Genomic DNA, 23,810 nt, shown 5'->3' with positions numbered 1-23,810 from the left:
TTTTCAGTTGGCCTAAGCCAAAGTTGGCTAGCGCCAACAAAAAAGGGAGGGCTAAGATGAGCAGCGATCGAGACTTTCCGGCGGAAGCCGGTACAAGCAACAAAATCACGCGCCGCGACGCATTGATGGCCGGCACGGCGGTAGCCGTTTCCCGCTTGGTTGCACCAATCGGCCTTTCGGGCGCGCTCGCTGGCCTCGCCGGCGTTCAGCAGGCAGAGGCACAGCCAGCGGCCCCCAACATCGTCTACATCATCTCCGACGATCAGGGCTGGAAGGACGTGGGCTTCCACGGCTCGGATATCAAGACGCCCAACATCGACAAGCTCGCCGCCGAAGGCGCGCGGCTGGAACAATTCTATGCCCAGCCGATGTGCACGCCCACCCGCGCGGCGCTGATGACTGGCCGCTATCCGCTGCGCTACGGGCTGCAGATGGGCGTTATCCCGTCAGGTGGCAGTTACGGCCTTGCCACCGACGAGTATCTCCTGCCCCAGATGCTCAAGGACGCAGGATACAAGACCGCGATGGTGGGCAAGTGGCATCTTGGTCACGCAAAGACTGAATACTGGCCGCGCCAGCGCGGATTCGATTCGTTCTACGGCGCCCTGGTCGGCGAAATCGATCATTTCAAGCACGCTTCTCATGGCGTGATGGACTGGTACCGCAACAACAAGCCGCTGAAGGAGCCTGGCTTCGACAATACCCTGTTCGGCACGGAAGCCGCCAAGGTAATCGAAAAACATGACGGCAAGGCGCCACTATTTCTGTATCTGGCATTCACCGCACCGCATTCGCCCTACCAGGCACCCGAAGAGTACATCAAGAAATATGCTCATGTCGCCGATGAGCAACGGCGGCTCTATTCCGCCATGGTCTCCGTCATGGACGACGAGATCGGGCGGGTTGTTGCCGCGCTCGAGAAGAAGAAGATGCGCGACAATACCATCGTCATCTTCCAGAGCGACAATGGCGGCGTGCGGGATGCAATGTTTGCGGGCGAATCGAAGGTCGGAAACAGCCTTCCGGCCGACAATGGGCCATATCGCAGCGGCAAGGGCACGCTCTATGAGGGTGGCACCCGTGTCTGCGCTCTGGCGAACTGGCCCGGCAAGGTGAAGGCCGGTGACGTGAACGGCCTGATACATGTCTCGGACATTTATCCGACCCTTGCTGGGCTTGCCGGAGCGAAGCCAACCAAGAACAAGCCGCTCGACGGCATGGATGTCTGGGGGACGATCAGCGAAGGCAAACCCTCGCCCCGCAGCGACATGGTCTACAATGTCGACCCGACAGGCGGCGCAATCCGTGAGGGCGATGTGAAGCTTGTATGGTCGGCCGGCGTGTTGGAGCGCGTCGAGCTGTTCGACCTGGCCGCCGACAAGTCCGAAACTACTAACCTGGCCGACAAGAAGCCGGACAGCGTCAAAAAAATGAAGGCGAAGATCGTGGATATCGCCAAGCAAATGGCACCGCCGCTGCTGATCGGGGAGGCGATCAAGCTGACCTTCGGTGCACCGCCAATTGCAGCGGATCCATCCTCGATGTTCAATCAACTCGGAGACTAGTTCGGCCCGGATCAAAGCTCGCTTCTATGGAACTATAGTCATGAATGATGCAGGGATGGCTGTGCCGTCTACGGAGGATCTGGAGCATGTTCGTTCCGTTCCTAGGCACAGCCCGCCATTTCCAAACATGGTGCGAATCCCTGGTGGCGAATTCCTGATGGGATCAGACCACCATTATCCGGAAGAGGCTCCAACCCACCGCGTCGTGGTCGATGGTTTCTGGGCGGATGTGACGACTGTCACGAACGATGATTTTGCGAAATTCGTCGCGGCGACAGGGTACGTGACGCTGGCTGAGCGTCCTGCCAACGCAGCCGAATATCCCGGCGCGCCGGCGGAGTTGCTCGCTCCCGCATCGGCGATATTCGTTCGACCGCCGCCTGGCACCAACCGAAGCGACCATTACCGGTGGTGGGCCTATGTGAAGGGTGCCAATTGGCGCCATCCACGTGGGCCTGCGAGTTCTATCAAAGGTCTCAACAACCACCCGGTAGTCCACCTCGCGTTTGAGGATGCCGAAGCCTATGCGAACTGGGCGGGAAAGGCGCTCCCGACCGAGGCGGAATGGGAGTTCGCGGCACGTGGAGGATTGGACGGCGCAGAGTTCGTATGGGGCGACGAATTGACCCCCGGCGGCCGGTATATGGCCAACACGTATCAGGGCGACTTCCCATTCCGCAACGACTGCCAGGATGGCTACGAGTGGACCGCTCCGGTCGGCTCGTTTCCTGCAAACAGCTATGGGCTCTACGATATGGCAGGCAACGTCTGGCAGTGGACCAAGGACTGGTACCAGGAGCATCGCCGCATCGAAAGCCCTTGTTGCACGATGACAGATCCGCGCGGCGGCGAGCGCGACGCGAGCTACGATCCGCTGACGCCTGACATCAGGATTCCGCGCAAGGTCACCAAGGGCGGGTCCTTCCTCTGCGCGCCCAACTACTGCCGGCGTTATCGTCCCGCCGCGCGCATGGCGCAGGCGATAGACACGTCCACTTGCCACCTCGGCTTCCGCTGCATCGTGCGTCCGGTGTGAGGGAAGAGTGCGGAAGCTCGGCTGGCATAACCCGCAAGGGCAAAGAAGGGCAATGGCACAGTCTAAATGGGTGGGTAGGCAGTCCGTATGGGGTATATCAGCTCTGTTTCTCACGCTGACGGCGTGCGGAGCAGGACCAGAAGGCGTTCTGGCGCCAATCCCCGCGAATCTGGTATCGTCGGCGGCATCGGATGTAACGATGCTGGTCGCAACCAGCCGCAAGCCTTCCGGCGACCCAGCGACCCTGTTTACAGGCGAGCGCAGCCCGACGCTTTCCATGACCGATCTGACCATTTCAATTCCGCCGAAGCGGGCGCCCGGCACGGTCGAATGGCCAAAAACGCTGCCACCGAATCCCGAAAGGGACTTCGCTGTTGTTGCCGTGAAGAACCTGTCGATTCCCGAGGCTCACAAATGGCTACATTCTCACAATTCGAACGGCCATGTTCTCGTATTCGTACATGGCTTCAACAACCGCTACGAAGATTCGGTTTTTCGCTTCGCGCAGTTTGTGCATGACTCGCGAGCAAGGGTCGCGCCTATTCTTTTCACGTGGCCTTCGCGCGCCACCGTGCTCGGCTACAACTACGACAAGGAAAGCACCAATTTCTCACGGACTGCGTTCGAGCGAACGTTGAAGGCCTTGGCGGACGACCGCAGCGTGACGGACATCACCCTCATGGCTCACTCGATGGGAACATGGCTTGCCATGGAATCGCTGAGGCAGATGGCATTGGAGGACGGGCAGGTTTCGCCCAAGATCAGGAACGTCATCCTTGCATCTCCCGACCTCGATGTGGATGTCTTTGGTCGCCAGTGGACCGAACTTGGACCGAAAAAACCGAAATTCACGATCACAGTTTCACGGGATGATCGGGCGCTTGCGGTCTCGCGTCTGATTGCAGGCAATGTCGATCGGGTTGGGCAGGCTGATCCGTCAAAGGAGCCGTACAAATCGAAGCTGGAGGCAGCCGGAATAACCGTCCTCGATTTGACCGACGTGAAGACCGACGATCGCTTGAACCACAGCAAGTTTGCCGAAAGCCCGGAAATCGTTCAGTTGTTGGGCGCACAATTGGGTTCCGGTCAAATCATGACCGACTCGCGAGTAGGCCTTGGTGACAAGCTGGGTCTGATGGTTGCCGGCACGGTCGACACTGTTGGCAACGCCGCGGCAGCGACGGTCAGTGGGACCGTTACGACGGTCGAGGGGAAAGCGGGCAAACCCCGGCCCGACGAACTGGAAACGATCCTGAAGGGCGATGCGACTACCGAATGATCCGTACTGGAGAACCGAAGCGCAGGACTTGTCGGTTACTACGGGCGAGGCGCTGAAGGGGGAGAACTCGTGGACACGATGGCGGAAACAGACGTTCCTTCGTTGATTTGGGGGTTCGAACAGCTCACCGAGCGTTTCGTTTCCGGACTGTTCGCGCGGCTTGCCGCTTTGGCCGACGTCCCCGTCGAACTTGAAAACCTGAAGGCTTCGCTCGCGGCCGGGGGGACGCCTTTGCTTGTGCTGTTGTTCGAGATTGTGTTGCTTGTTGCGCTCGTCGCGGGGGTGTTCATCCTGCTTGCCCGGCGGTTCAAGAAGACGAGCGCCACAAGGAGTGGATGGCGCAGATTCTTTGCGGGTGCGACGGCTACCGTGGTGGCTCTTGTGGTCGGTTTCATCGCGGCGCGGCTGCTGGGCGGTTCTGGCGTGCCCTTGCAAACCCTTCGCCTTTGGACTGTGGCGACGGTGCTCGGCTTAATCATCCTCGCCGCCGTCAGATCACTCTTGATGGCATCGCGGCGAACCGAGTTCGCAGAGCGCTCCGTCCATCTGGCGGCGCTCGTGCGCGACCTCTCGCTTGCCATTGGCCTGGCGATCATCGCCGTTACGCTGGTCGCGACGTTGCGGCTCTTGAGCGTCGGGCCGGCCTTGGGGGATCTGCTGCGAACAGGCGTGGCAATTCCGATCTACCTTCTGTTTGCATGGGCGGTATGGCGGCACAGACGCACAATGGCAGTCGCCGTCGCCGGTCCGCGGCCCAGAAGCCGCTGGCGCACCCGTCTCGCCAAAATGTGGCCGGCAATCGTGATCGCGTTCCTGATAATCACCTTTCTCAGCACTCAGGCCGCGGTGACCCTGGGAGCATCGCTTCGTGGGTCGGCCGTTCTGCTGACCGCGTTGATGTTTCTCGCCGCGCCGCATGTCGACGCAATGATCGGGAACTGGGCGCAGCGCGGCTTGGAGTCACCTGACATCTCGATCCTGGCAGCGGCAGGGCGACAGACCGCCCGCTTCACCGTCGTGGCCATAATTGTTGCCATGCTGGGAACGCTATGGGCGACACCGCTGGCTGCCGGGTTCGGCATAGATCTCCGAGAGGTCGCCAAGGGCGCATCCGGGGTGGCGCTGATCATGTTGGGGGCGGCGTTTCTTTGGAATGTAGTAGGAGTAGGGACGGCTCGTGCCTTGCGCGCGGAGTTGCCCGCCGTAGGGGGTGACGAGGAGGTGCAGGGTGCGCCGCGTTCACGGCTGGGCACGCTGGTGCCGCTGCTCAACGCGGTCGGCAAATCGAGCATTCTGGCCTTGGCGCTGCTCTCGATCCTGGTGACGATCGGGATCAATGTCTGGCCGCTGATCGCCGGCATGAGTGTGTTCGGGCTGGCCATCGGCTTCGGCTCGCAGACGCTGGTGAAGGACCTGGTCTCCGGGCTGTTCTTCCTGATCGACGACGCATTCCGCTTCGGCGAATATATCGAAACGTCAGGCGCGAAAGGAACCGTGGAAAAAATCTCGGTCAGGTCGGTTTCCCTGCGCCATCAGCGCGGCGCCTTGGCGACAATCCCCTATGGCTCGATTGGCAAGATTCAGAATTTCAGCCGCGACTGGATGATCGAGAAACTGACCTTTCGCGTTGCATTCAACACCGATGTCGACAAAGTTCGCAAGATTTTCAAGAAGATCGGCCAGGATATTTCGGCCAACCCGGAACTTGCTGCAGATCTGCTCGAGCCGTTCAAAAGCCAGGGAATTGCCGAGGTTGAGGACGGCACGCTGGTCATCCGGGCTAAATTCAAGGCGAAAGCGGGCAGAAACTTCATGATCCGCCGTGCCGTTTTGATCGCCGTGCAGCAGGCATTTCAGGAAAACGGCATTCAGGCCGTCCCAAAGCCACTAACATCTAATCCCCCAGGCTAAAGCCGCGGTTTGCGATGCGCATGGTAAGATTGGCGGGCTTGATATGGGAAGTGCCGACACGCATCGGATCAGGATTGGCTTTCAATACGCGTCTTAGCCGCGCCAGGGCAGACGGCCGGGCTGTAGGGCTATGGCGCTTCCGGTTCGCCGCACCGCTTGATCAACATCGCACCATAGTCGATCTCGGCGCCGAAGGCCTGCTCGACCACGTTCAGATCGGCGCAGACCATGCCCTCATGCTTTCCGCATAGCCGGTTGCGCCGAGAGCTTCAATCGCAAGATTAAGGGAGCTCGCCGGGGTATCTCACCAGCCGCAGCCTGCCTCATGAACACGTTCGCGTTCGCCACGCCTTCGTGGCTCGCGATGCTACGAGCTCGTCGAGCGGTATGATCTGTGCGGCTCGGACAAGTAGAAGCAAGCGGCATGATAGGCGGGCAATGCCTCCAGGCTGGCGATGAGTTCGGGCGGCAGGCTACCGGTCTGCACTTGGTCGCTAGCGAAAAGGCCGTAGTTTAGGGGCGAGGCATTGGCCGTTTTCATGCAGGCTCCCTGATGTGCGATGTAGCTCGGACTGCCTCCCAGCAAGCGACGCGCTTACACCACTGGCTTGTATTCTGCTTGCCTGCACTGACGCGGATGATCTCATCCACGCGCTTTGCACGTTTCTCCCAACCTTTGCTGCAAGTGCGCTGGTAAGCCCTGATTATTCCAGATCGACAGCAGATCGATGTCCCTGCCCATCTCTAGTCTAGGCTTGCCATGGCCATCGCGTATGTCGCGATCTGTGCCCAGTAGCCGCGGAATTCTGCCTCTCAGTTTCGCATCGGCAACGTTTTTCGCGCCGATTGATTTGGCGCAATTTAAGCATAAGCTATCCCTAATATAACTGCGTTGCTATCCGCTTTGAGCAAAGGATCAGGTTCTTGACCTCGTGGCCTTCATCGCCTTCGCACAGGGATGTGCAGCTTGGCCCGGACCAACTTGGAAGCGCAGCCTCGGGAATGCTGGTGAAAATTGACCAGCTTTCGGCCGGCGGGGCACCCTCACGCATCCGACAAATTCAATCTCATGGCAAGTGGGCGCTTGACCTGGCCAACTTCAATTGCACCGTACATGCCAATGGCGGACTGGATAGCGACTCAGTGGTCGTATTGGCCGTGGAGCGCGCCTGCGGATCGACAATCTGCCGCATTCCACTTGAGGACGGCATGGTCGTCACAATCCCCGCTGGCACGATGATAACCGCAACTATCCAGCCCGGTCTTAGTTATGCGGCCTCCGTGATTCCGACCGCCCTCTGGGCTGAAATTCAGGCGCTTGCCGTGGGAATGTTCGCGGCCCAGGTCGCCGATCATCCGAAGGCCGTCAGGCTCTCAATCAACCAAGCACGAATTCTCCGGAACCAGGTGGAGGCGACTGCGAACAATCTCGTGGCAGCCGCTGGCGATTCAATTCAACTGGAGCAGCCCCCCGATGCATTCCTGGAATATTTGGGAGCGCTGGGTGGGGCTCGGGCTATTGCAGATGGTCGTGCACTCGCGATCGATCATTCTCCACGTCGATATCTCCGCCAAGCCTGGACGGCTGAGGATTTCATCCGCGTCCACATTCGAGAAGACCTACCGATCGTTCGGTTGTGCAGGGAAGTCGGCGTGAGTCGTCGTCAACTGGAGTACGCATTTCGTGCGACATTCGCGGCAAGTCCATTGGAATTCATACGCACTCTCCGCCTAAACGAAGCCAGACGGCAACTGACGACTGCACGTGCCAATGGCCTGAATGTCACGAAGGTTGCGATGGATGTTGGGATTACCCACCTTGGACGTTTCGCGACGAGCTATCGGCAACTATTTGGTGAATCCCCCAAGGAAACATTCCTTCGTGCGGGAATATCGTGGCCGCGCCTGAAGTCGGCCGATGCAACGGATTGCCAGCCTGCCCCGATCGAATAGTGCTGTGCCATCACGGACCGATAATCAGTTTTATCGGAGTTGCGCAATTCGGATAGCGGCGGGGGCACTCGAAAGGTAGTTTCCCTCCCTCTTGGGAGGATTAACAATGAAAAAAATTGTCTTGAAGCTAACCAGCGCTGCCGGGGTTGCCGCAATAATGTTTGTCGGCCTGCTCGATCCGGTTGCGCCGTTCTCCCCCTTCGTCGGCTACGCTCAAGCAAGAGTGGGGCATCCGCTCACGCCTGGCAGCGCCGCCGGGGTCGCCAGACGTACCACACGCCGAGTGATCCGCCGTTCAACTGTCTACGTGACGAAGCTGCCTGCGGCCTGTGCGAAGACCTCGGTCAATGGCATCCTGCTATGGCACTGCGGCGCCGCCTATTATCAGCCCTCCGGCGGACGTTATGTCGTCGTCTCCGTACATTAGCTGAGATGCGACACTGTGCGAATGCTGGAGGCCCGGCTTGGGGCGCGGCATATCGTTTCCACCTTTCTTCTCTGGCGACCGTGGTCGCGTCGTTGATGTGCCCAACTGGATTTTGACCGGCGAACTCGCCGATATCCGCGCAGCATGCGGCGAACTCTGGTTTTAACAAGCGCCATCTGCCAGGCCCGGCTGACGTACGCGGGACCCGGGGTGTCGGCCATTTCCATAGAAACTGGTTGTTGCGCCACCGTGGCTGCATCGGCCACCAGGGCATTTCGCATCAGTTCGCCTCACTCTCCCTCTCGTGGGGAGGGTCGCGAGCGGTCGAAGCGAAGCGAAGATCGTTCGACGGGGTGGGGTGGGGCCGGCCTCCTCCACCCCGATCCGCTATGCGGATCGACGTGCCGGGGCGAGCCACGAGTCTCGCCCGTCCTTCCGACCCCACAAGGGGGAGGGTGAGCAGAGCTACTGCCGTTTGTATTCCCGCACCGGCGATTTCGTCCCGTCGGTGTAGGTGACCTGCACCGACATCGATTTCACGCTGTCGGCGACCTTGAAATAGCCCTTGGCGTCGTAGGGGATGGCGTAGGGGTCCTTCTTGTCGCAAGGCGGTATCTCGAGCGAATTGTCGAGCGCGGCACCGTTCAGGCTGTAATGCACCTCCTTGATGGCGCAGCGGTAGGACAGCATCTGGGTGAAATAGACCAGCCCGTGATTGCCGCCGGAGTCGAAGGCGATCCACGACGTCCAGAACTGGTCGAGGATCTGCTTGTCGCCTTGCTGCAGGGCGGCATCCGGATCGAAGCGTATGTCGAACGGACCGGTCTCGCGGCCCCTGATGTCGAGATATTTTATGCCGATCGTGGTCGCCGCCGTGCTGTCGGGCAATTCGAAGCTCGGATTGGCCATCGGCTTGCCGGTGCTCTGGTCCTTCATCGCCAGGAAGCCGGTGTCGGTGAACGGGCCGCTGTCGCCGAGACGCCAGGAAATCGCGGTCGCCGGTTCGGGCAGCGAAATGGTCATCGACCAGCCCTGGTTGGAGCGCATCGGCGTCAGCGAAGGCGCGAAGCGCGCGGGGTCGAGCACGTTGCCAAGTGCTGCCAGCCGGCTGCGGCTGCGCTCCAGCCAGTCGGCGAGCTGCGTCTGGTCGACGAAATATTTGAGCAGCCCGCCATCCTTCTCGTAGGACACGAACTTGGTCAGCGCCTGGGCCTCGCTGCGCTTGTCGGTCAGCGTCTGGCTGCCGAGGCGGTCTTCCGAAAACTCCTGCGCCTTGAGGAAATAGGCCGGCGCATAGTCGGGATTGGCCGTGACGAAGGCGTTGAGCTTGTCCAGCCGCTGCGCGTCCTCGAACTGCAAAATATGCACCAGCTTGATCGACAGCGCCTTGCCCTTGTCGGCCAGCTGCCCGAACACTTCGCGGGCGCCCGCCTTGCCGTCCTGCACCCGAAGCAGCGTCGCAAAGCGCGTATAGGGGTCGATGGCGTCGACATCGAAGCCGGCAAAGGCGAGGTAGGAGCGCCGGGCGTTGAGCATGTCCCCCGACAATTCATAGACGCGGGCATTGTGGTAGAACTCGTCCGGCCGCTTCGGCTCAGCGATCGCCCCGCCCTGCGCCGCCAACTGGGCAAACCCCTTGGCTATGGTGTCGATCGAGGCGGCGATCTGCTCGGTGGTCGCCTGCAGCTTTTCGGCCTGGACCTGCTGCTGTTGCTGGCCGGCGACGAGCGTGTCGGTGGTCTGCTTGACCGCCTCGACGGTCTTCTGCGTCTGCGCGCCCTGCTGCGTCTGCTGCTGCTGGGTGGACGCGATCTGGTCGGTCTTCTGGGCAACCGTGTCGGTCGATTTCTTGACCTCTTCGACGGTCTTTTGCGTCTGCGTCACCGTCTGCTCGATCCTGGCCACCTTTTCGGAGACGATGCCCATCGACTGCTGCAATTGCGCGATCGCCGGCACCAGGCCGGCGATGACCCCGTTCTGCGAATTGGTCTCCTGCTGCACCGCATAGACGCCGCCGGCAACCGCCGCCGCGCTGGTGGCGAATAACAGCGCCGGCAGCGCCTTGGCCGCCAGCACCAGCTTGAGCACGATGGCAATGGCGATGATGGCCGCCGCGATGGCCGCGACCAGCGCGATATAGGCGGCGAACGGCGCCAGCGGATTGAGCACGTCGCCAACGGCGCCGCTGATGAAAGCGACGCTGCCGGCCCATTTGCCGGTGCGGCTGAGCGATGCCTTGATAAGCGAGGGCGCTGCGCCCCCGGCCCCGATGTTCGTCATGCCACCCCCCAAGCCAGCCAATGCCACGCCCCTTCCCACAGGAAACGCGGCTCTGGCAAGGAAAGACACAGAAACAGGCGTTTTCGGGGCGGATAAAGGGCTCAAGTTCCTCGCCCCACGGGAGTGGGGAAGAGGTGGCTCGGCGAAACCGAGACGGAGAGGGGGCTGCGCCGACCTCGCCGGTTAGCGATCTGTTGCAAGGCCATGCCCTACGAATTCCCCCTCTCCGGCCGCTTCGCGGCCACCTCTCCCCCGCAAGAGGCGGGGGCGAGGAAGAGGGTCGGGCTCGACAATCCTGGGACTAACAGCCATTAACCAAATGGACGCATCCAGCGCGTTACGTTAGCTTCGCCTTATCTCAGCAACAGCATCGCCAGAACAGTCCCGCCCTTGTCCAACCCGCCCTTGTCCAAATTGCGTCCCTTCCCGCTTCTCCAGAGAGTTTTCATCGCCCTTGGCCTGTTGCTGATGGTCGCCGGCTGCTCGACCACGACCCCGCCGGACCAGGTGCTGGCCGTGCCTGCACCGCCGCAGAAATATGCCGCCATCGTCGTCGACGTCAGGACCGGCAAGCAGATGTTCGAGGTCAACTCGACGGCGCAGCGCTATCCGGCCTCGCTGACCAAGATGATGACACTCTACCTCCTGTTCGAGGCGATGGAGTCCGGCCGCGTGACCAAGCAAACGCAGATCCCCGTCTCCGACCACGCCGCCTCGCAGCCGCCGACCAAGATGCGCTTCCGGCGCGGCGAAACGATCGACGTCGATTCCGCCATCCGCGCCATCGTCGTCAAATCCGCCAATGACGTAGCGGTGGCGGTCGGCGAATATCTCGGCGGCACGGAGGACCAGTTCGCCGCCATGATGACATCAAAGGCGCGCGCGCTCGGCATGACCAGCACCACCTTCCGCAACGCGTCCGGCCTGCCCGACGACGGCCAGATGACGACAGCCCGCGACATGGCGGTGCTCGGCATGGCGCTGCGCCAGCGCTTCCCCCAGCATTTCCACTATTTCTCCGAAAGCGATTTCATGTTCCGCGGCAGGCTGGTGCGCGGCCACAACGACATGCTCGGCCGCGTGCGCGGCGTCGACGGCATCAAGACCGGTTACATCAGGGCCTCCGGCTTCAACATCGTCACCTCCTACAATGCCGATGGCCGCCAGCTGATCGTGGTGGTGATGGGCGCCGACTCAGCCCGCCAGCGCAACGACCATGTCGAGGCGCTGATCCAGCGCAGCCTGTCGCCGACCACGGCCGACAGCAAGACCAGGCTGATGTTCGCCGAACAGCAATAACAAGAGCGCAGCCTCCCCCTCACTTCGTCATCCTCGGGTCTTCGCGACGCCGCTGCCGCCCCTCGCTCCGCCCGTGGATGACGACGTTGGAGGACACCTCGCCCAACCCCCAACAGTCAAAAAACCCGCAGCCGGCTATTGTTATCCGATTGTCACGCAATCGTCTGGAAGCCATGGCATAGGCAGCGCAATCCGACAGTGGATATGCCCCGTCGCCTCGGCGTATCCTCAGATACAGCAGCGCCACAGCAGGAGCCCGCACCATGAGCACCGTTCCCAAGGCACCCGAGCAGCAGGCGGCGGACACCGAGAACGACAGCGGCGGCGAATATTTCGAGGCGCCGATCACGCCGGAAGACCTGCACGAGGGCTCGGAAGAGCATTTCGACACGCCCGAAGTGCCGGATTCCGAACCGACCGGCCTGGGTGCGTCGCGCATAAAGGCGAAAAAGAAGCCGTCGGCGATCTCGGGCCGCAAATTCCACAAGCGCGACCTGGTGCGCATCGACACGCTGCGCCCGAGCCTGGCCGACCGCATCCGCTCCGACCATCCGGACCTGCCCAGGGGCGCCCGCATCAGCCGCGAGGAGCTTGGCCGCTACCGCATGCGCTACATGGAGGAGCTGCTGCAGCAGGAGCACGGCGAATTTTCCGAACTCGACCGCCAGGTGGTGGAATCGATCGCCCGGCAGGACACGATTTCCGAAAACTCGGAAGAAGAGTTCGAGGAGCACCGCACCTTCCCCGACCGCGTTTCCGACAACATGGCGGCCTTCGGCGGCAGCTGGTGGTTCCTGATCTCGTTTGCCGCCGTGCTCTTGGTCTGGATCGGCGTCAATCTGTTCGAGGGTATCGGCGGCGCCTTCGACCCCTATCCCTTCATCCTGCTCAACCTCTTGCTCTCCTGCATCGCCGCCATCCAGGCGCCGGTCATCATGATGAGCCAGAAGCGCCAGGAGGTGAAAGACCGCCTGCGTTCCTTCAACGAATACCGCGTCAACCTCAAGGCCGAGCTCGAAGTGCGCCACCTGCACGAAAAGCTCGACTACCTCATCTCCCGCCAATGGACGCGCCTGGCCGAGATGCAGCAGATGCAGCTCGACGCGATGAACGAGCTTGCCGGTACGAAGAAGGTGAAGCGGGCGGTGCGCGGCAGGCGGGTGGTGAAGGCGGGGCAGTGAGGCGTGATCCGCGAAGCGGACGAAAAGCCAATTGCTTGGCTTTTCGAATGCCGAACGGTGAAGACCCGGTCCGCCCTTGGGCGGCTCAAAAGGTCCAGTGAACCTTTTGAAGGGGCTGAACGCCCCATAAGGGCAGGGAGCCTGCGCAGGGCCGGCCGCGTGCGCAATCGCCAATTGCCCGTTGAAGCCCGCGCCGGCTTCCGCTAAGAAGCCGTGACTTGCCGGTTCACCGGCTGGTTCGTTTTCAAGATCGCTGATCCTGAAAGCACCCGTAGCTCAGCTGGATAGAGCGCTGCCCTCCGAAGGCAGAGGTCACAGGTTCGAATCCTGTCGGGTGCGCCAATTTCTTATTTCATATCAAATAGTTATCCATACGCTTTGCTCACCTGAAGCCTTTCGGGGCTGAGCGGCGTAAGCACTGAGAACCCGAGTTTAGGCAAAACCACGTCGCCAACTCCCGCAGAATTTCCGGTGAAAACAGCGCGAAACGCATGTTTTCCGGCGAACAAGCTTCAAAAATGAGGGTTGAGCCTTGCTACAAAGGCAGCGCTCAAAGTGGAAACGGAATGCGGCGGAGGCGATCTCCACGCGGATGACCACAATGGGGCCGGTTAAGGACGGGCAGGTTTTGGGCGGCCCGATGTGCGAAGCAGTCGTTCGTTCACAGAGCTGACCGCGCTAGGAAGGCTCGGAAGACGAAACTGAGCGCGCTCATTGCGCTTCCCGGAAGCGGACGCTTGTTCAGCCGCTCGTTACAACTAGTGCGGGCGTTCTTCGGACCGGCCCAGGTTGTGAAGCAGCGGCGAACTCGATAGCCTCGGCGATTGCGGAAACCTGTCGCTGCCCGATTAGTCTAGGCGCGCGGCGCGTCGTCTTCGCCCTCGACCATCAGCTTTCCGATCAATTCGCGAACCCAGCGCTGCCCGGCATGGCCGTGACAACGCTCGTGCCAGATCAAGCCGATATCGAACCGCTCGCTCAGCCAGGGCAGATCGATGATCATCAGCCTTTCCGATTGGGCACGAAACAGCCGCCTGGGTACGAGAGCGACAAGATCGCTGCTGGAAACAATTTCGGGAATGAACAAGAACGAGCCCGCTGACATGACGACATTGCGCCGATAACCGAGAACTCCCAAGGCGTCGTCAACTGGTGTCTCGAAATTGCCGCCTCGCCGTGAGACGACGATATGTTCCAGCCTGACATAGTTCTCGATCGTCAGACCGGGCTTCAGATTCGGGTGGCCTTGCCTGCCGATGAGGACATATGTTTCCTCGTAAAGATGACATGCACGTAGATGCGGCATCGCGGGATCGGGTGTGGCGATCACCAAATCGATATCGCCGTTCGCCAACTGCTGTTCCATGAGGGCGGGGGACAGGTGCCAAACCGCCACGCGCACGCCTGGTGCTATCCGCCGGAGCGCCAAGACGAGCGGCATCACAACGGCTGCCTGGACATAATCCGAGCAAGCGATCGACACAGCGAGTTGCGCCGTTTCGGGATCGAAGTCCCTGTGGGACTGCAGTGTCGAGCGCACCCGATCCAACGCCTCGCGCAATTGTGGGGCAAGTTCTGTTGCCTTGGCGGTCGGGGTCATTCCGCGCTGGGCAGGAAGAAGCAACGGATCGTCGAACAAATCGCGCAGCCGCGTGAGTTGCGCACTGACTGCCGGCTGGCTGAGATGCAGCTTCGCCGCCGCCTTGGTGACGTTCCGTTCGGCGAGCAGCACTTCGAGCGTTGCCAGAAGGTTGAGGTCGATGCGGCTGGTATCCACCACATTTATTTCCGAATAAAAGATAATCGATTTCAAATATGGCTGAAAAGCCTTCATCCTGCAAGCCTCGACGCGGGAGCTTCACCAATCCCTCCCGCGGGAGGCAAGGATGATCATCGTCAGTTTTCTTTATCCCAATACTGAGCAGGCACGTTTCGATGCCGCCTATTATGTCGAGAAACATGTGCCCTTGGCCCTGGGCCTGCTTGGCGACGCCGTCAGAGGGGTGATCGTCGAAACCGGCCTTGGCGGCGCACAGCCGGGTGCCCCCGCGCCCTACATCGCCGCGTTTCACGCGCTGTTCGAGTCGCCGGACAGCTTCCACAAAGCATTCCACGCACACGCGGCCGAAATTCACGGCGACGTACCGAACTACACCGACATCGCGCCGGTCGTTCAGCTCGGGAATGTGAGCGTCGCGACGTTGATGGCCGACGCAAAGATCATCTCCAACTTCACCAACGCGCTGGCCCATACCGAGCTTGATGATCCGGTGAAGCCGCTGGCTTGGGTACATCCCAGCGAGCGCTGAAGCGCGCCCCCACACTCCACGATAGAGACCAGAGAAGCATGATGAAGAAGAATATCCTTATTGTATCTGCGCATCCCGAACCAACCTCGCTCACCCGGCAGTTGGTCGATGTTACTGTCGAGACGCTTGGCGCCGCCGGACACGAGATCGTGCAATCCGAACTTTACGGTATGAAGTGGAAAGCAGTGTTCGACGCCGACGACTTTCCCGTCCGCACCAATCCCGACCGGCTGTCGTTCATCATGGAATCGGGCCATGCCTATGCGACCGGCAACCAGACGCCGGATGTTGTCGCCGAACAGGCCAAACTCCTTGCCGCGGACGCGGTCATCCTGCAGTTCCCGCTGTGGTGGTACGGCGTGCCCGCGATCCTGAAGGGCTGGATCGAACGCGTCTATGCCTTTGGTTTCGCTTATGGCTACCAGAACGGCACCAACGAGTTTCGCTTCGGGGACGGCATCCTGAAGGGCAAGCGCGCGCTGGTAAATGTTCAGGCCGGTGGACCTGTGGCGGACTATGGCCCGCGCGGGATCAACGCGCCGATTGAGCAGCTGCTCTTTCCGCTGACCCACGGCGCGCTCTTCTATCCGGGCATGGATGTGCTGCCCACGCACGCTGTCTACAGCGCCGGCCATGTCTCCACCGCCGAAGAGGTCGAGGCGATCAAGGCGGGCTGGCGCGCGCGACTCGCCGGGCTGTTCACCGACGCGCCAATCCCGTTCCGTGCGCAGAACGGAGGCGATTTCCCCGATCGCCACACCATGGCGGATGACGTCGCGCCGGGCCAGACCGGCATCGTCGCGCATGTCGCCGAAAGGGTAGAAAAATTGCGTTTCATTTATGCCGTGACGGGCGATGCCGCTGCAATAGTGTCAGTCGTGAACGGGGCATACAGGGCCAATGGCGCAGCTGAGGGATGGACCAACGAGCGTGGGTTGCTTGATGGACCGCGCATCGGCGAGGAGGGCGTTCGTGCGCTCATCGCGCGGGGACGCATTCTTCTGCTGCGCCGGTTGACGGATGGCGCGATCTCCGGCTGCATCAACATCGCGATAGACGACGATGGCGCGTGGCATACGTCGATGCTCGCCGTGGCTCCGGACGAGCAGACCGCGGGCATCGGAAAGTTGATCAAGCAGGAGGTCGAGCGACAGGCCGCGGCGGCTGGGGCGCCACGGATGCGAATGGAGGTGATCCGGCAGCGTGAGGCATTGATCGCTTGGCATCGCCGGCGCGGATACGAGCTGACGGGCGAAACTCTAGCATTCCCCTACGACGACCCTTCGGTCGGTCATCCGCTGCGCCCCGACCTGGAACTTGTTGTTATGGAAAAGCAGTTGAACTCCACTGTTGGCTGAGTGTCAGCCACATTCACGCGCTTGCCGGCTTGTCGCAAACATCAGATCAAATCTCTACTCCCGAAGCTCGGGCGGTCGCAGAGCACCTACAATCCTTCCCGTTTCACCATCCTTTTCGGGAGGGCGGGCAGCGCTTCGCGATGTCGTCTGCCACCTCAGCGTCCCGGGACTAAGGATGATTAGCGCGCGCGCTCGCGCCTTGCTGGAACGCCGCCCGAATGCGCGGGATGAGCCAACGCCGTTCTGCACAACTGTGATGATGTCCGGCTGGCTCTGGATGTCGCGGCGATGCGTAAGACGTTGCCTACCTATCCAATCGCATTGACAACACGGCGTACTTATTAATATCTATCCGGTCAGATAAATTAGGACGCTATGTGGGCCGCAAGAAATCCATTGATAAAGACCGGATCCTTGATGCGGTCGAGGCGGTTGTTGCGAGCGAGGGGGCTGCTTGTCTGACGCTCGAGGGCGTGGCCAAGGCGGCCGGCATCAGCAAGGGCAGCGTGGTCTATGACTTTGGGTCCAAGCAGGCGTTGCTGGAAGCCATGGTCGAACGTGCGGTAGCGCGGGACAACGCGTTCAACGAAGCTGCGGCGGCAGCGTGCGATGCGGAGCAAAACCGCACCCTGCAGGGCCGAATCGCCGCAGCGGCCGAGCCCTTCCCGGATGCGTTTCGCGCGGTTGCGCTCAACATCTCCGCTGCCCTTGCGCAGGATCGCGCGTTGCGTGCCGCGATCCAGAGAAACCAGAACGAAGTGATCTCTCGCATCCGTGAAGAAGCTGGCGACGCACGTGGTCCGATGCTCGCCTATCTGGCGCTCGAAGGGCTCAAACTTCTGGAGGCTCTCGATTATCATCAATGGCCGGAGCCTGATCGCAGCGCTTTGCTTGCAGACATTCGCTGGCTGGCCGCGATGAATCCTACCTGACGCGCTCCGGCAGCTTTTCCCTAAAAAAGCAGGACAACATCATGACGCATCACAATGCGGGGGAAGGCAGCCATGCCTCCGCTCCCGGCCTTCGCTCACCCATCTTCCTGACCGGAAGCAACGGTTATCTCGGTCGTAATCTCATTCGCCACTTCACCGGCGCCGGTAACGAAGTGATCGCGCTGGTGCGTTCGCCTCAGGCCGCCAGCGTAGTTCGTGCACTGGGGGCGATGCCCATCAGAGGAACCCTGGACGAGCAGTTGCTTGCAGAAGCAATGACGGGCTGTTCGACAATGGTGCATGCGGCCGCGCACACGAGCCATGGCCCGGAGGAGCCTGAACATGTGGCGGTCAATGTCGAGGGAACTCGCGCCGTCTTTGCCGCCGCGCGTAAGGCCAAGGTGCGGCGCGCTGTCCATGTCAGCACTGAGTCGTTGCTCCTGAACGGCCGCCCCTTGGTAAACGCGGACGAAAATCGACCCTTGCCGCTCACGTTTCCCGGTGCATATTCGCGCACCAAGGCTGAAGCCGAACACATTGCGCTCACCGCGGCGGGCGACGGCCTAGATGTGATGGTTGTCCGGCCCCGGTTCATTTGGGGACGGGATGATAGCACCGCACTACCGATGCTCGTCCAAGCGGCGCAGTCGCGGCAAATGGCGTGGATCGATGGCGGCCGTTACCTGACCTCGTCGACGCATATCGTCAACGCCTGTCACGGGATCGATCTGGCCTTAAGTCGGGGCAGGAGCGGCGAGATCTATTTCCTCACGGACGGCGAACCACGTCCTTTTCGCGAACTCGTGTCGGGCATTTTGAAAACCCAAGGGATCATTCCACCAAGCAAGGAGGTTTCCTCATGGGTCGTGCGCGGCGTCGCCTATGTCGGTGAGGGCATGTCTCGGCTATCCGGCGGAAGGATCAAGCCGCCGGTGACACGTCAAGACCTGGCCACGATGGCGGTGGAAGTGACCTTAAACATCAGCAAGGCAAGAGCCGAGTTGGGCTATGCCCCACAAATCTCGATCGAAGAGGGTTTCGAAGAACTGCGGAGCATGCGGACTTAGCGGACGGTCCGCTTTCAGGCGTGAATGGTCGCGTTATTGACGACTGCTATGGGGCGCCTAGCGGCCGGTCGGGTTTCGCCCCAAACCCGGACACCTATGCAGCAAATCCGTGTCCTCGAAAGTAGCCGTTCGTTCAGCGCGGTTATTCCCGTTTCTCCATATCCGAGCGATGATTCGGGAAAGAGCAATCGAGAACAGATTTTGGGAAAGCGGCTGCCCTGGACGTTTCTAAGCCCGATCGGCGCGGTCGCCTTCCCGCGTAACGTTCCCAATCGGGAAAGCCCTCGCACTGGTATCTCAGTATTGTGGCTTCGACCGTGTAGCCCAGAACAGGAAGGCGGCGGTGAGAGCTGCGGTGATAGCGAAATGGCACGTACTGGCTTCCGGCGACCAGCGACTCGTCCACAGGCTGCGGTCAAAGGCTATTCCGCCAACGGCGTTCACCAGCCCATGCAGCCTGATGCAGGGGATCAGGCTGCCACGGCCGGTCAGCCATAGCCCGCGCCGATGCGGTCGTGACGACGCAGGGCATTGAAGCCCTGCGCCGCCAGCGCCACGCACCGCGCTTCGGAAACGGAGATCTCCACCTTCAGGAGCGCGCTCCCGACACGGTCGCGATAAAGGCGCGCAGGTCGGCCAGCATCAGTTCCGGCTCTTCCAGCGCGGCGAAATGCCCGCCCCGCGGCATGTCGGTCCAATGCACGATATTGTAGGTCTTCTCCGCGAACGAGCGCGGCGGCGGCAAGAACACCGGATCGGGAAAGGCCGCAACGCCGGTCGGCACCTGGATGCGGGTGCCGGCCGGAAGCATCCGCGACTCCTCAAGCCGGCTGCCGTAGTAGATCCAGGTTGCAGTCACGAACGATGCGGGCGCGATGTAGAGCATGATGTTAGTGAGGAGTTCCTCCTCGGAAAACTTGCTCCAGATGTCGGGGTCGCCATCGGCGGTTGTCGGAAGATCGGCCCACTTGCCGAACTTTTCGAGTATCCAGCCCGCCGCTCCGACCGGGCTGTCGGCCATCGCGACGCCGAGCGTTTGCGGACGGGTTTCCTGCTCGTGAAAGTAGGCGCTCTCCCGATCGGCAATCGCGGCCCGCTTGGCGGCGAAGGACTTCTCCTCGTCGGTCGTCGGAGCGGCATCCTCCGCATGCACGGTCATCATGTTGATATGGATGCCGAGCAGAGCGTCCGGTCGATCATGCGCTGCCCAGACCGCGAGGGCGTGGCCCCAATCGCCCCCTTGAATGAAATACCGCGCGTCGCCGAACAGTTGGATCATCAGCCCATGCACGAGCGCAGCAGCCCGCCGCGGGCCGATCGGGCCCGTGATCGGGTTGGAGAACGCGAAGCCAGGAAGCGAGGGGACGACAACATCGTGCCCGTCCGCGGCGAGCGGCTCCAAGAGCCGCTCGAATTCGAGATACGAGCCCGGCCAGCCGTGGAGAAGCAGGATGGGCGGCTTGGAGCCGTCGCCCTTCACATGAACGAAGTGGAGGTGCTCGCCTTCCACGTCGGCCGTGAAGTTGGGGAGTGCGTTGAGCCGCCGTTCGACCGCACGCCAGTCGTAGCTGTCCCGCCAATAAGCGGCGAGCCGCTTGAGGTCATCAACCCTGACCCCCGCCGACCAGCCTCCCGCATCCGGCAGCTGGCTCCAGTCATAAGCCTCGACCTTGGCTCTGATCGTGGCGAGCCGTTCGTCAGGGATGTTGATCGTGTAGGGTGAAATCATGATGTTCTCCGCTTAAGCTGGGATGCGGTTCCAGGAAGAGGGCGTCCACCGATCTGCTTCGAGAATTGGTATCCAGGCATGGCAAACGACAATCACGAACCCAGCAACAATTCCGCAGCGGCCTGATTGCCACACAATTCCTCATGCTCTCCACTTCAGGGAGACAGACGGAGGAGACGGACGCACCTCCGCAGCTTCGCGATCATATGGTAATTTCAATCAGCCCATCGAACGTCGCTCGTCCGGTAGACAACGGCCATGGCGAGCCTCGTCGGCCCTTCACGAAAATTCCGGAACGAGCGCGGCTGCCGCTTTTTGCATCGCGCCCCAGACCGCCTCGGTATCGTGTGCATCCGTCGATATCGTGCCGACCGATACACGAACCATCCAATGCCCGGCCGCGATGGCGGGCGTGACATAGGCTTGGCCCGACGCATTCACCGCATTCGCCCATGCGCGCGTGAAATCATCGAGACGATGGGACGGCACAGACTTCGGACGATACACAAGACATACGGTTTGCAGAACGACGGGTGCGACGACCTCCCAATCCGGTGTTGCTTCGACTTTCGAGCGGAGATCTTGGGCCAGGCCGATGTCTCGCCGCAACCTGGCTTGTAGCCCGGAGACCCCCTGCTCCCGTATGGCGAACCACAGTTTCAACGCCCTGAATCTTCGCCCGAGGGGAATACCGGTGTTGCGCAGATTGCGCACCTTCTCGTCGGCCTGGGATTGGAGGAAGCTTGGATCAGCAGACATAACCCGAAGCAGGTGAGGCTCATCACGCACGAAATAGAGCGAGCAGTCAAAAGGCACGCCGAGCCATTTGTGCGCGTTGATGACTACGCTGTCTGCCTCTTCGATGCCTTCCCACATCCATCGCAGCTCCGGCAGGATCATCGCATTTCCGGCCATGGCAGCGTCGATGTGGAGCCACAGACCGTGTCTGCGCGCTATGTCGGCGATCTTGGATACCGGATCAATGGACACGGTAGCGGTCCCGCCCACGGCCGCGACGATCGCACAAGGGGTGAATCCGGAGCGGATATCCGCATCGATGGCATCCTGGAGCGCCGCTGGATGCATTGCAAAATTGACGTCGACATCGACCATGCGGACATTCTCACGACCGAAGCCTGCCAGCAGCGCCGCTTTTTCCACCGACGAGTGAGCGCTTGTCGATGTGTAGATCGTCAATGGCTTAAGTTCCGCTTGCAGGCCTTGGCGAGCAAGCGAAAACCCCGTTGTTTTCTCCCGGGCACACAGCAGGGCGACCAAGGTGCTTGTCGATGCCGTGTCGTTGATAACGCCGAACCAGGCGGAAGACAGGCCAACCATTTGCCGGAACCAGTCTAACGTGACCTCCTCAATCTCCGTTACAGCGGGCGATGACTGCCAGGACAGACCCAGCACCCCCAGTCCGCCGCTCACCAGGTCGCCCAGGATACCTGAGCCAAGCGAGTTTGAGGGAAAGTAGCCGAAAAAGCGCGGGTGCTGCCAATGCGAGATATTCGGAAGAACGACCGAATCGAGATCGGCGATGATCTGATCGAAACCCTCAGCTTCCACCGGCGGGACGGCCGGAAGCATCGCTTTCACGTCGCCCGGCCGTGTCGCAGGTTGGACCGGGTAGTCGGATATCTTCGCATGATAGTCCGCGAGCCAGTCGATGATTTCGTGACCTCGTTGTCGGAATTCCTCGGGCGTCATTTAGACCTCTATGGTTGTTTACTTCGGAGTTGGCTGGATGTTCCAAGCTATGGGAGAACGTGTCTCGAATGGCAATCAGTGAAACGAGGCCGCGCCGGATAGGGGGCAGAACACTGTGATGCCACCAATTCAAAGATCTACCACCGCGGTAGTTTATGGCCGGCCAGAGCGCCAATTCCTGTAGCAACGGATATGGCGATCGGATACCAGAGGAGGACGAAGAGCGGGCTGTCGTCGTTGCAATTTGCGGCATAGAACGTCGCCGCTATCCCGGCTTACGCTAGGCCCGCTGCGGCCCCCGCAATTCCCGGCCGAGCCGGCGCTCCATTGCCGAAGGGCCGCAAGAAACGCTTGCTGATGACGGCGTTCACAGTGGCTTCGACGAAGGCCGAAGGTATACGACTGCCCGAAGCCCGGTAGGTCCGGGCAGATTACGGTGAGCGACGGAGCCAGCCGATCTGCCACCTGCCGCCATGGCATGTGTGTCCGCGGATAACCGTGGAGGAGAAGGACGGGCGGCCCCTCCCTCCCTTCCCTTCCTCAGCCGGATCTGACCGCGTGATGTTTGGATGGTTGTGAGCTCGAAGCCTGTGAACATCGAGTACGTTTTTCGGGATTTTCAGATGGATCTGTGTTCGAAATCCCTCTTGCCGATAATGGTTCCGGCGCTCGACGTGCGAGTAAACGAGCGGCGAGCGACCGAGGTTCACTAGCTGAGACCGAACGCCCTTTTTTCGCCGTCCCAACCGGTCTTGATCAGGAACTGCTCCCAGGTGAGACTGGAGGGATTGATCCGCCTGCTCCACGAGAGATCCCGGTCTTTCCGGAAATATCCGTATTCGACCGCGTATTCCGCCATGCCGATGTTTTCTCGAACGAGCTCGGGATTTTCCCCGAACTCCGGAAAATGACGAACCAGCTCATCAGGGGTGTAGGCTGATGCATACACAGCCTTCCGGCCCGTGACGCGCTTGAAGGTCTCGATCATCTCGGCCGGTGATAGAACGTCCCCGATGATCGGTAGCGTTTGCCCGGCATAGATGTCGGGATGGTCGAAGATTTCCAGAACGGCTGGCCCTGTCGCCGTCAGCGGATCGACGAAGGGTGCTCGGAAATGCTCCGGCAGATAGATCGGAAAGACGAGCGTGTCGCCCTCCTTACGCGGCGTATAATATTCGAGAAGGTTCGTGTAGAAGAACGCGAGCTCGACGAATGAGCTGCGAACAGGAAGACCCTGGATATAAGTCCCGACGCGCGCCTTGTCCGTGAAATGCGGCGCGAACTTCGAACCTCCGGTGATCTCATCGACGTTTTCCAGGGTGCTGAAGACGATGTGCTCGACACCTGCCTCGACCGCGGCATCTGCGAGATCCCTACCGATATCGAACTCGTAGGTTTTCGGCGGGGCGACGACTGGAGTCATCAGGAAGGCGCCCTGCGCTCCCCGAAACGCTTTCACAAAATCGCTCCTGTGGTTGATCGCAAGCGGCACGGCGATGAGCTCAGCGCCCTGCTCGGCCAGCTTGAGGGCCGCAGGCGAGTCTGGACGACTTGTCAGCGCACGAACGTGATACCGTCCACTCCCCAACAACGACTCCGTCACGCTCCGGCCCTGCTTGCTCAGGCTGCCTGCGACGACAATGGTAGGCTTTTGATCGATCGACATGTGTATCTCCATCACTTTTCTGGAGCAGCGCAGCACGGCACTCCCTGGAGATTAAATCGCACCCTGTAGACCATATGTGAAATCGATTGATTTATGCGCTAGTATCCA

17 protein-coding genes, 1 tRNA gene and 2 pseudogenes are annotated in these 23,810 nt (G+C 60.9%); 13 read left to right on the top strand and 7 right to left on the bottom strand.

Annotated elements, in window-relative coordinates; all coding sequences use genetic code 11:
* The first annotated feature begins 23 nt into the window (after positions 1–23).
* From CK227_RS12825 to CK227_RS12800, 6 genes are all read left to right on the top strand, one after another.
* A complete protein-coding gene (locus tag CK227_RS12825) occupies positions 24–1,565 on the top strand; it encodes an arylsulfatase (RefSeq protein WP_348628966.1) in 1,542 nt (513 codons plus the stop codon).
* A gap of 127 nt (positions 1,566–1,692) precedes the next feature.
* Positions 1,693–2,601 (top strand): formylglycine-generating enzyme family protein, encoded by a 909-nt coding sequence (locus tag CK227_RS12820; protein ID WP_095773186.1) that lies wholly within the window; start codon positions 1,693–1,695, stop codon positions 2,599–2,601.
* 52 nt (positions 2,602–2,653) lie between these two features.
* A complete protein-coding gene (locus tag CK227_RS12815) occupies positions 2,654–3,880 on the top strand; it encodes an alpha/beta hydrolase (RefSeq protein ID WP_095773185.1) in 1,227 nt (408 codons plus the stop codon).
* 78 nt (positions 3,881–3,958) lie between these two features.
* Complete coding sequence (locus tag CK227_RS12810; protein ID WP_095773184.1) at positions 3,959–5,791, top strand: mechanosensitive ion channel domain-containing protein; 1,833 nt, start codon at positions 3,959–3,961, stop codon at positions 5,789–5,791.
* A 1,008-nt stretch (positions 5,792–6,799) separates the two neighbouring features.
* On the top strand, positions 6,800–7,744 hold the full coding sequence (locus tag CK227_RS12805) for an AraC family transcriptional regulator (RefSeq protein WP_210421572.1): 945 nt from the start codon (positions 6,800–6,802) through the stop codon (positions 7,742–7,744).
* A gap of 106 nt (positions 7,745–7,850) precedes the next feature.
* Positions 7,851–8,171 carry a hypothetical protein gene (locus CK227_RS12800; protein WP_095773182.1) on the top strand — a complete coding sequence of 107 codons (321 nt, stop codon included), beginning with the start codon at positions 7,851–7,853 and terminating at the stop codon, positions 8,169–8,171.
* Positions 8,172–8,636: 465 nt separating this feature from the next.
* Here the strand turns inward: CK227_RS12800 and CK227_RS12795 are convergent, their stop codons facing one another.
* Positions 8,637–10,451 carry a methyl-accepting chemotaxis protein gene (locus CK227_RS12795; RefSeq protein WP_095773181.1) on the bottom strand — a complete coding sequence of 605 codons (1,815 nt, stop codon included), beginning with the start codon at positions 10,449–10,451 and terminating at the stop codon, positions 8,637–8,639.
* 405 nt (positions 10,452–10,856) lie between these two features.
* On the opposite strand from CK227_RS12795, the gene CK227_RS12790 reads away from it, so the two are divergent.
* The 3 genes from CK227_RS12790 (at position 10,857) to CK227_RS12780 (ending at position 13,273) form a co-directional block, all read left to right on the top strand.
* Positions 10,857–11,750 (top strand): D-alanyl-D-alanine carboxypeptidase family protein, encoded by an 894-nt coding sequence (locus CK227_RS12790; protein WP_095773180.1) that lies wholly within the window; start codon positions 10,857–10,859, stop codon positions 11,748–11,750.
* A gap of 263 nt (positions 11,751–12,013) precedes the next feature.
* Complete coding sequence (locus tag CK227_RS12785) at positions 12,014–12,931, top strand: DUF1003 domain-containing protein (RefSeq protein ID WP_095773179.1); 918 nt, start codon at positions 12,014–12,016, stop codon at positions 12,929–12,931.
* A 265-nt stretch (positions 12,932–13,196) separates the two neighbouring features.
* Positions 13,197–13,273 (top strand) — tRNA-Arg (locus CK227_RS12780).
* 511 nt (positions 13,274–13,784) lie between these two features.
* Here CK227_RS12780 and CK227_RS12775 read toward each other — a convergent pair.
* A complete protein-coding gene (locus CK227_RS12775) occupies positions 13,785–14,765 on the bottom strand; it encodes a LysR family transcriptional regulator (RefSeq protein WP_245318137.1) in 981 nt (326 codons plus the stop codon).
* 52 nt (positions 14,766–14,817) lie between these two features.
* Here CK227_RS12775 and CK227_RS12770 point away from each other — a divergent pair, with 52 nt between their 5' ends.
* The 4 genes from CK227_RS12770 to CK227_RS12755 all read left to right on the top strand — a co-directional run bounded on the left by CK227_RS12770 (position 14,818) and on the right by CK227_RS12755 (position 18,597).
* Complete coding sequence (locus CK227_RS12770; protein WP_095773178.1) at positions 14,818–15,240, top strand: EthD family reductase; 423 nt, start codon at positions 14,818–14,820, stop codon at positions 15,238–15,240.
* A 41-nt stretch (positions 15,241–15,281) separates the two neighbouring features.
* The gene (locus tag CK227_RS12765; RefSeq protein ID WP_095804190.1) at positions 15,282–16,598 is read left to right on the top strand and encodes a GNAT family N-acetyltransferase; all 1,317 of its coding nucleotides are present in this window, start codon (positions 15,282–15,284) and stop codon (positions 16,596–16,598) included.
* Positions 16,599–16,975: 377 nt separating this feature from the next.
* Entirely contained in the window at positions 16,976–17,530 is a 555-nt protein-coding gene (locus CK227_RS12760) for a TetR/AcrR family transcriptional regulator (RefSeq protein ID WP_095773176.1), read from the top strand.
* Positions 17,531–17,571: 41 nt separating this feature from the next.
* Positions 17,572–18,597: an NAD-dependent epimerase/dehydratase family protein gene (locus CK227_RS12755; protein WP_095773175.1), complete on the top strand. Its 1,026-nt coding sequence runs from the start codon at positions 17,572–17,574 to the stop codon at positions 18,595–18,597.
* Positions 18,598–19,186: 589 nt separating this feature from the next.
* On the opposite strand, the gene CK227_RS12750 is transcribed toward CK227_RS12755, so the two are convergent.
* From CK227_RS12750 to CK227_RS12730, 5 genes and pseudogenes are all read right to left on the bottom strand, one after another.
* Positions 19,187–20,326, bottom strand: coding sequence for an epoxide hydrolase family protein (locus CK227_RS12750; RefSeq protein WP_095773174.1), 1,140 nt, complete (start codon positions 20,324–20,326; stop codon positions 19,187–19,189).
* A gap of 279 nt (positions 20,327–20,605) precedes the next feature.
* A complete protein-coding gene (locus CK227_RS12745) occupies positions 20,606–22,036 on the bottom strand; it encodes a pyridoxal-dependent decarboxylase (protein WP_095773173.1) in 1,431 nt (476 codons plus the stop codon).
* A 137-nt stretch (positions 22,037–22,173) separates the two neighbouring features.
* Positions 22,174–22,362 (bottom strand): annotated as a pseudogene (locus CK227_RS37230) (NrsF family protein); the annotation flags it as partial.
* Between the two features lie 7 nt (positions 22,363–22,369).
* A pseudogene (locus CK227_RS37225) lies at positions 22,370–22,634 on the bottom strand (alpha/beta fold hydrolase); the annotation flags it as partial.
* Positions 22,635–22,745: 111 nt separating this feature from the next.
* Positions 22,746–23,702: an NmrA/HSCARG family protein gene (locus CK227_RS12730; protein WP_095773172.1), complete on the bottom strand. Its 957-nt coding sequence runs from the start codon at positions 23,700–23,702 to the stop codon at positions 22,746–22,748.
* Between the last annotated feature and the right edge of the window lie 108 nt (positions 23,703–23,810).

It is taken from the genome of Mesorhizobium sp. WSM4308, assembly GCF_002294905.1.
GTDB lineage: Bacteria > Pseudomonadota > Alphaproteobacteria > Rhizobiales > Rhizobiaceae > Mesorhizobium.
This window is presented reverse-complemented; position numbering and strand designations above follow the sequence as displayed.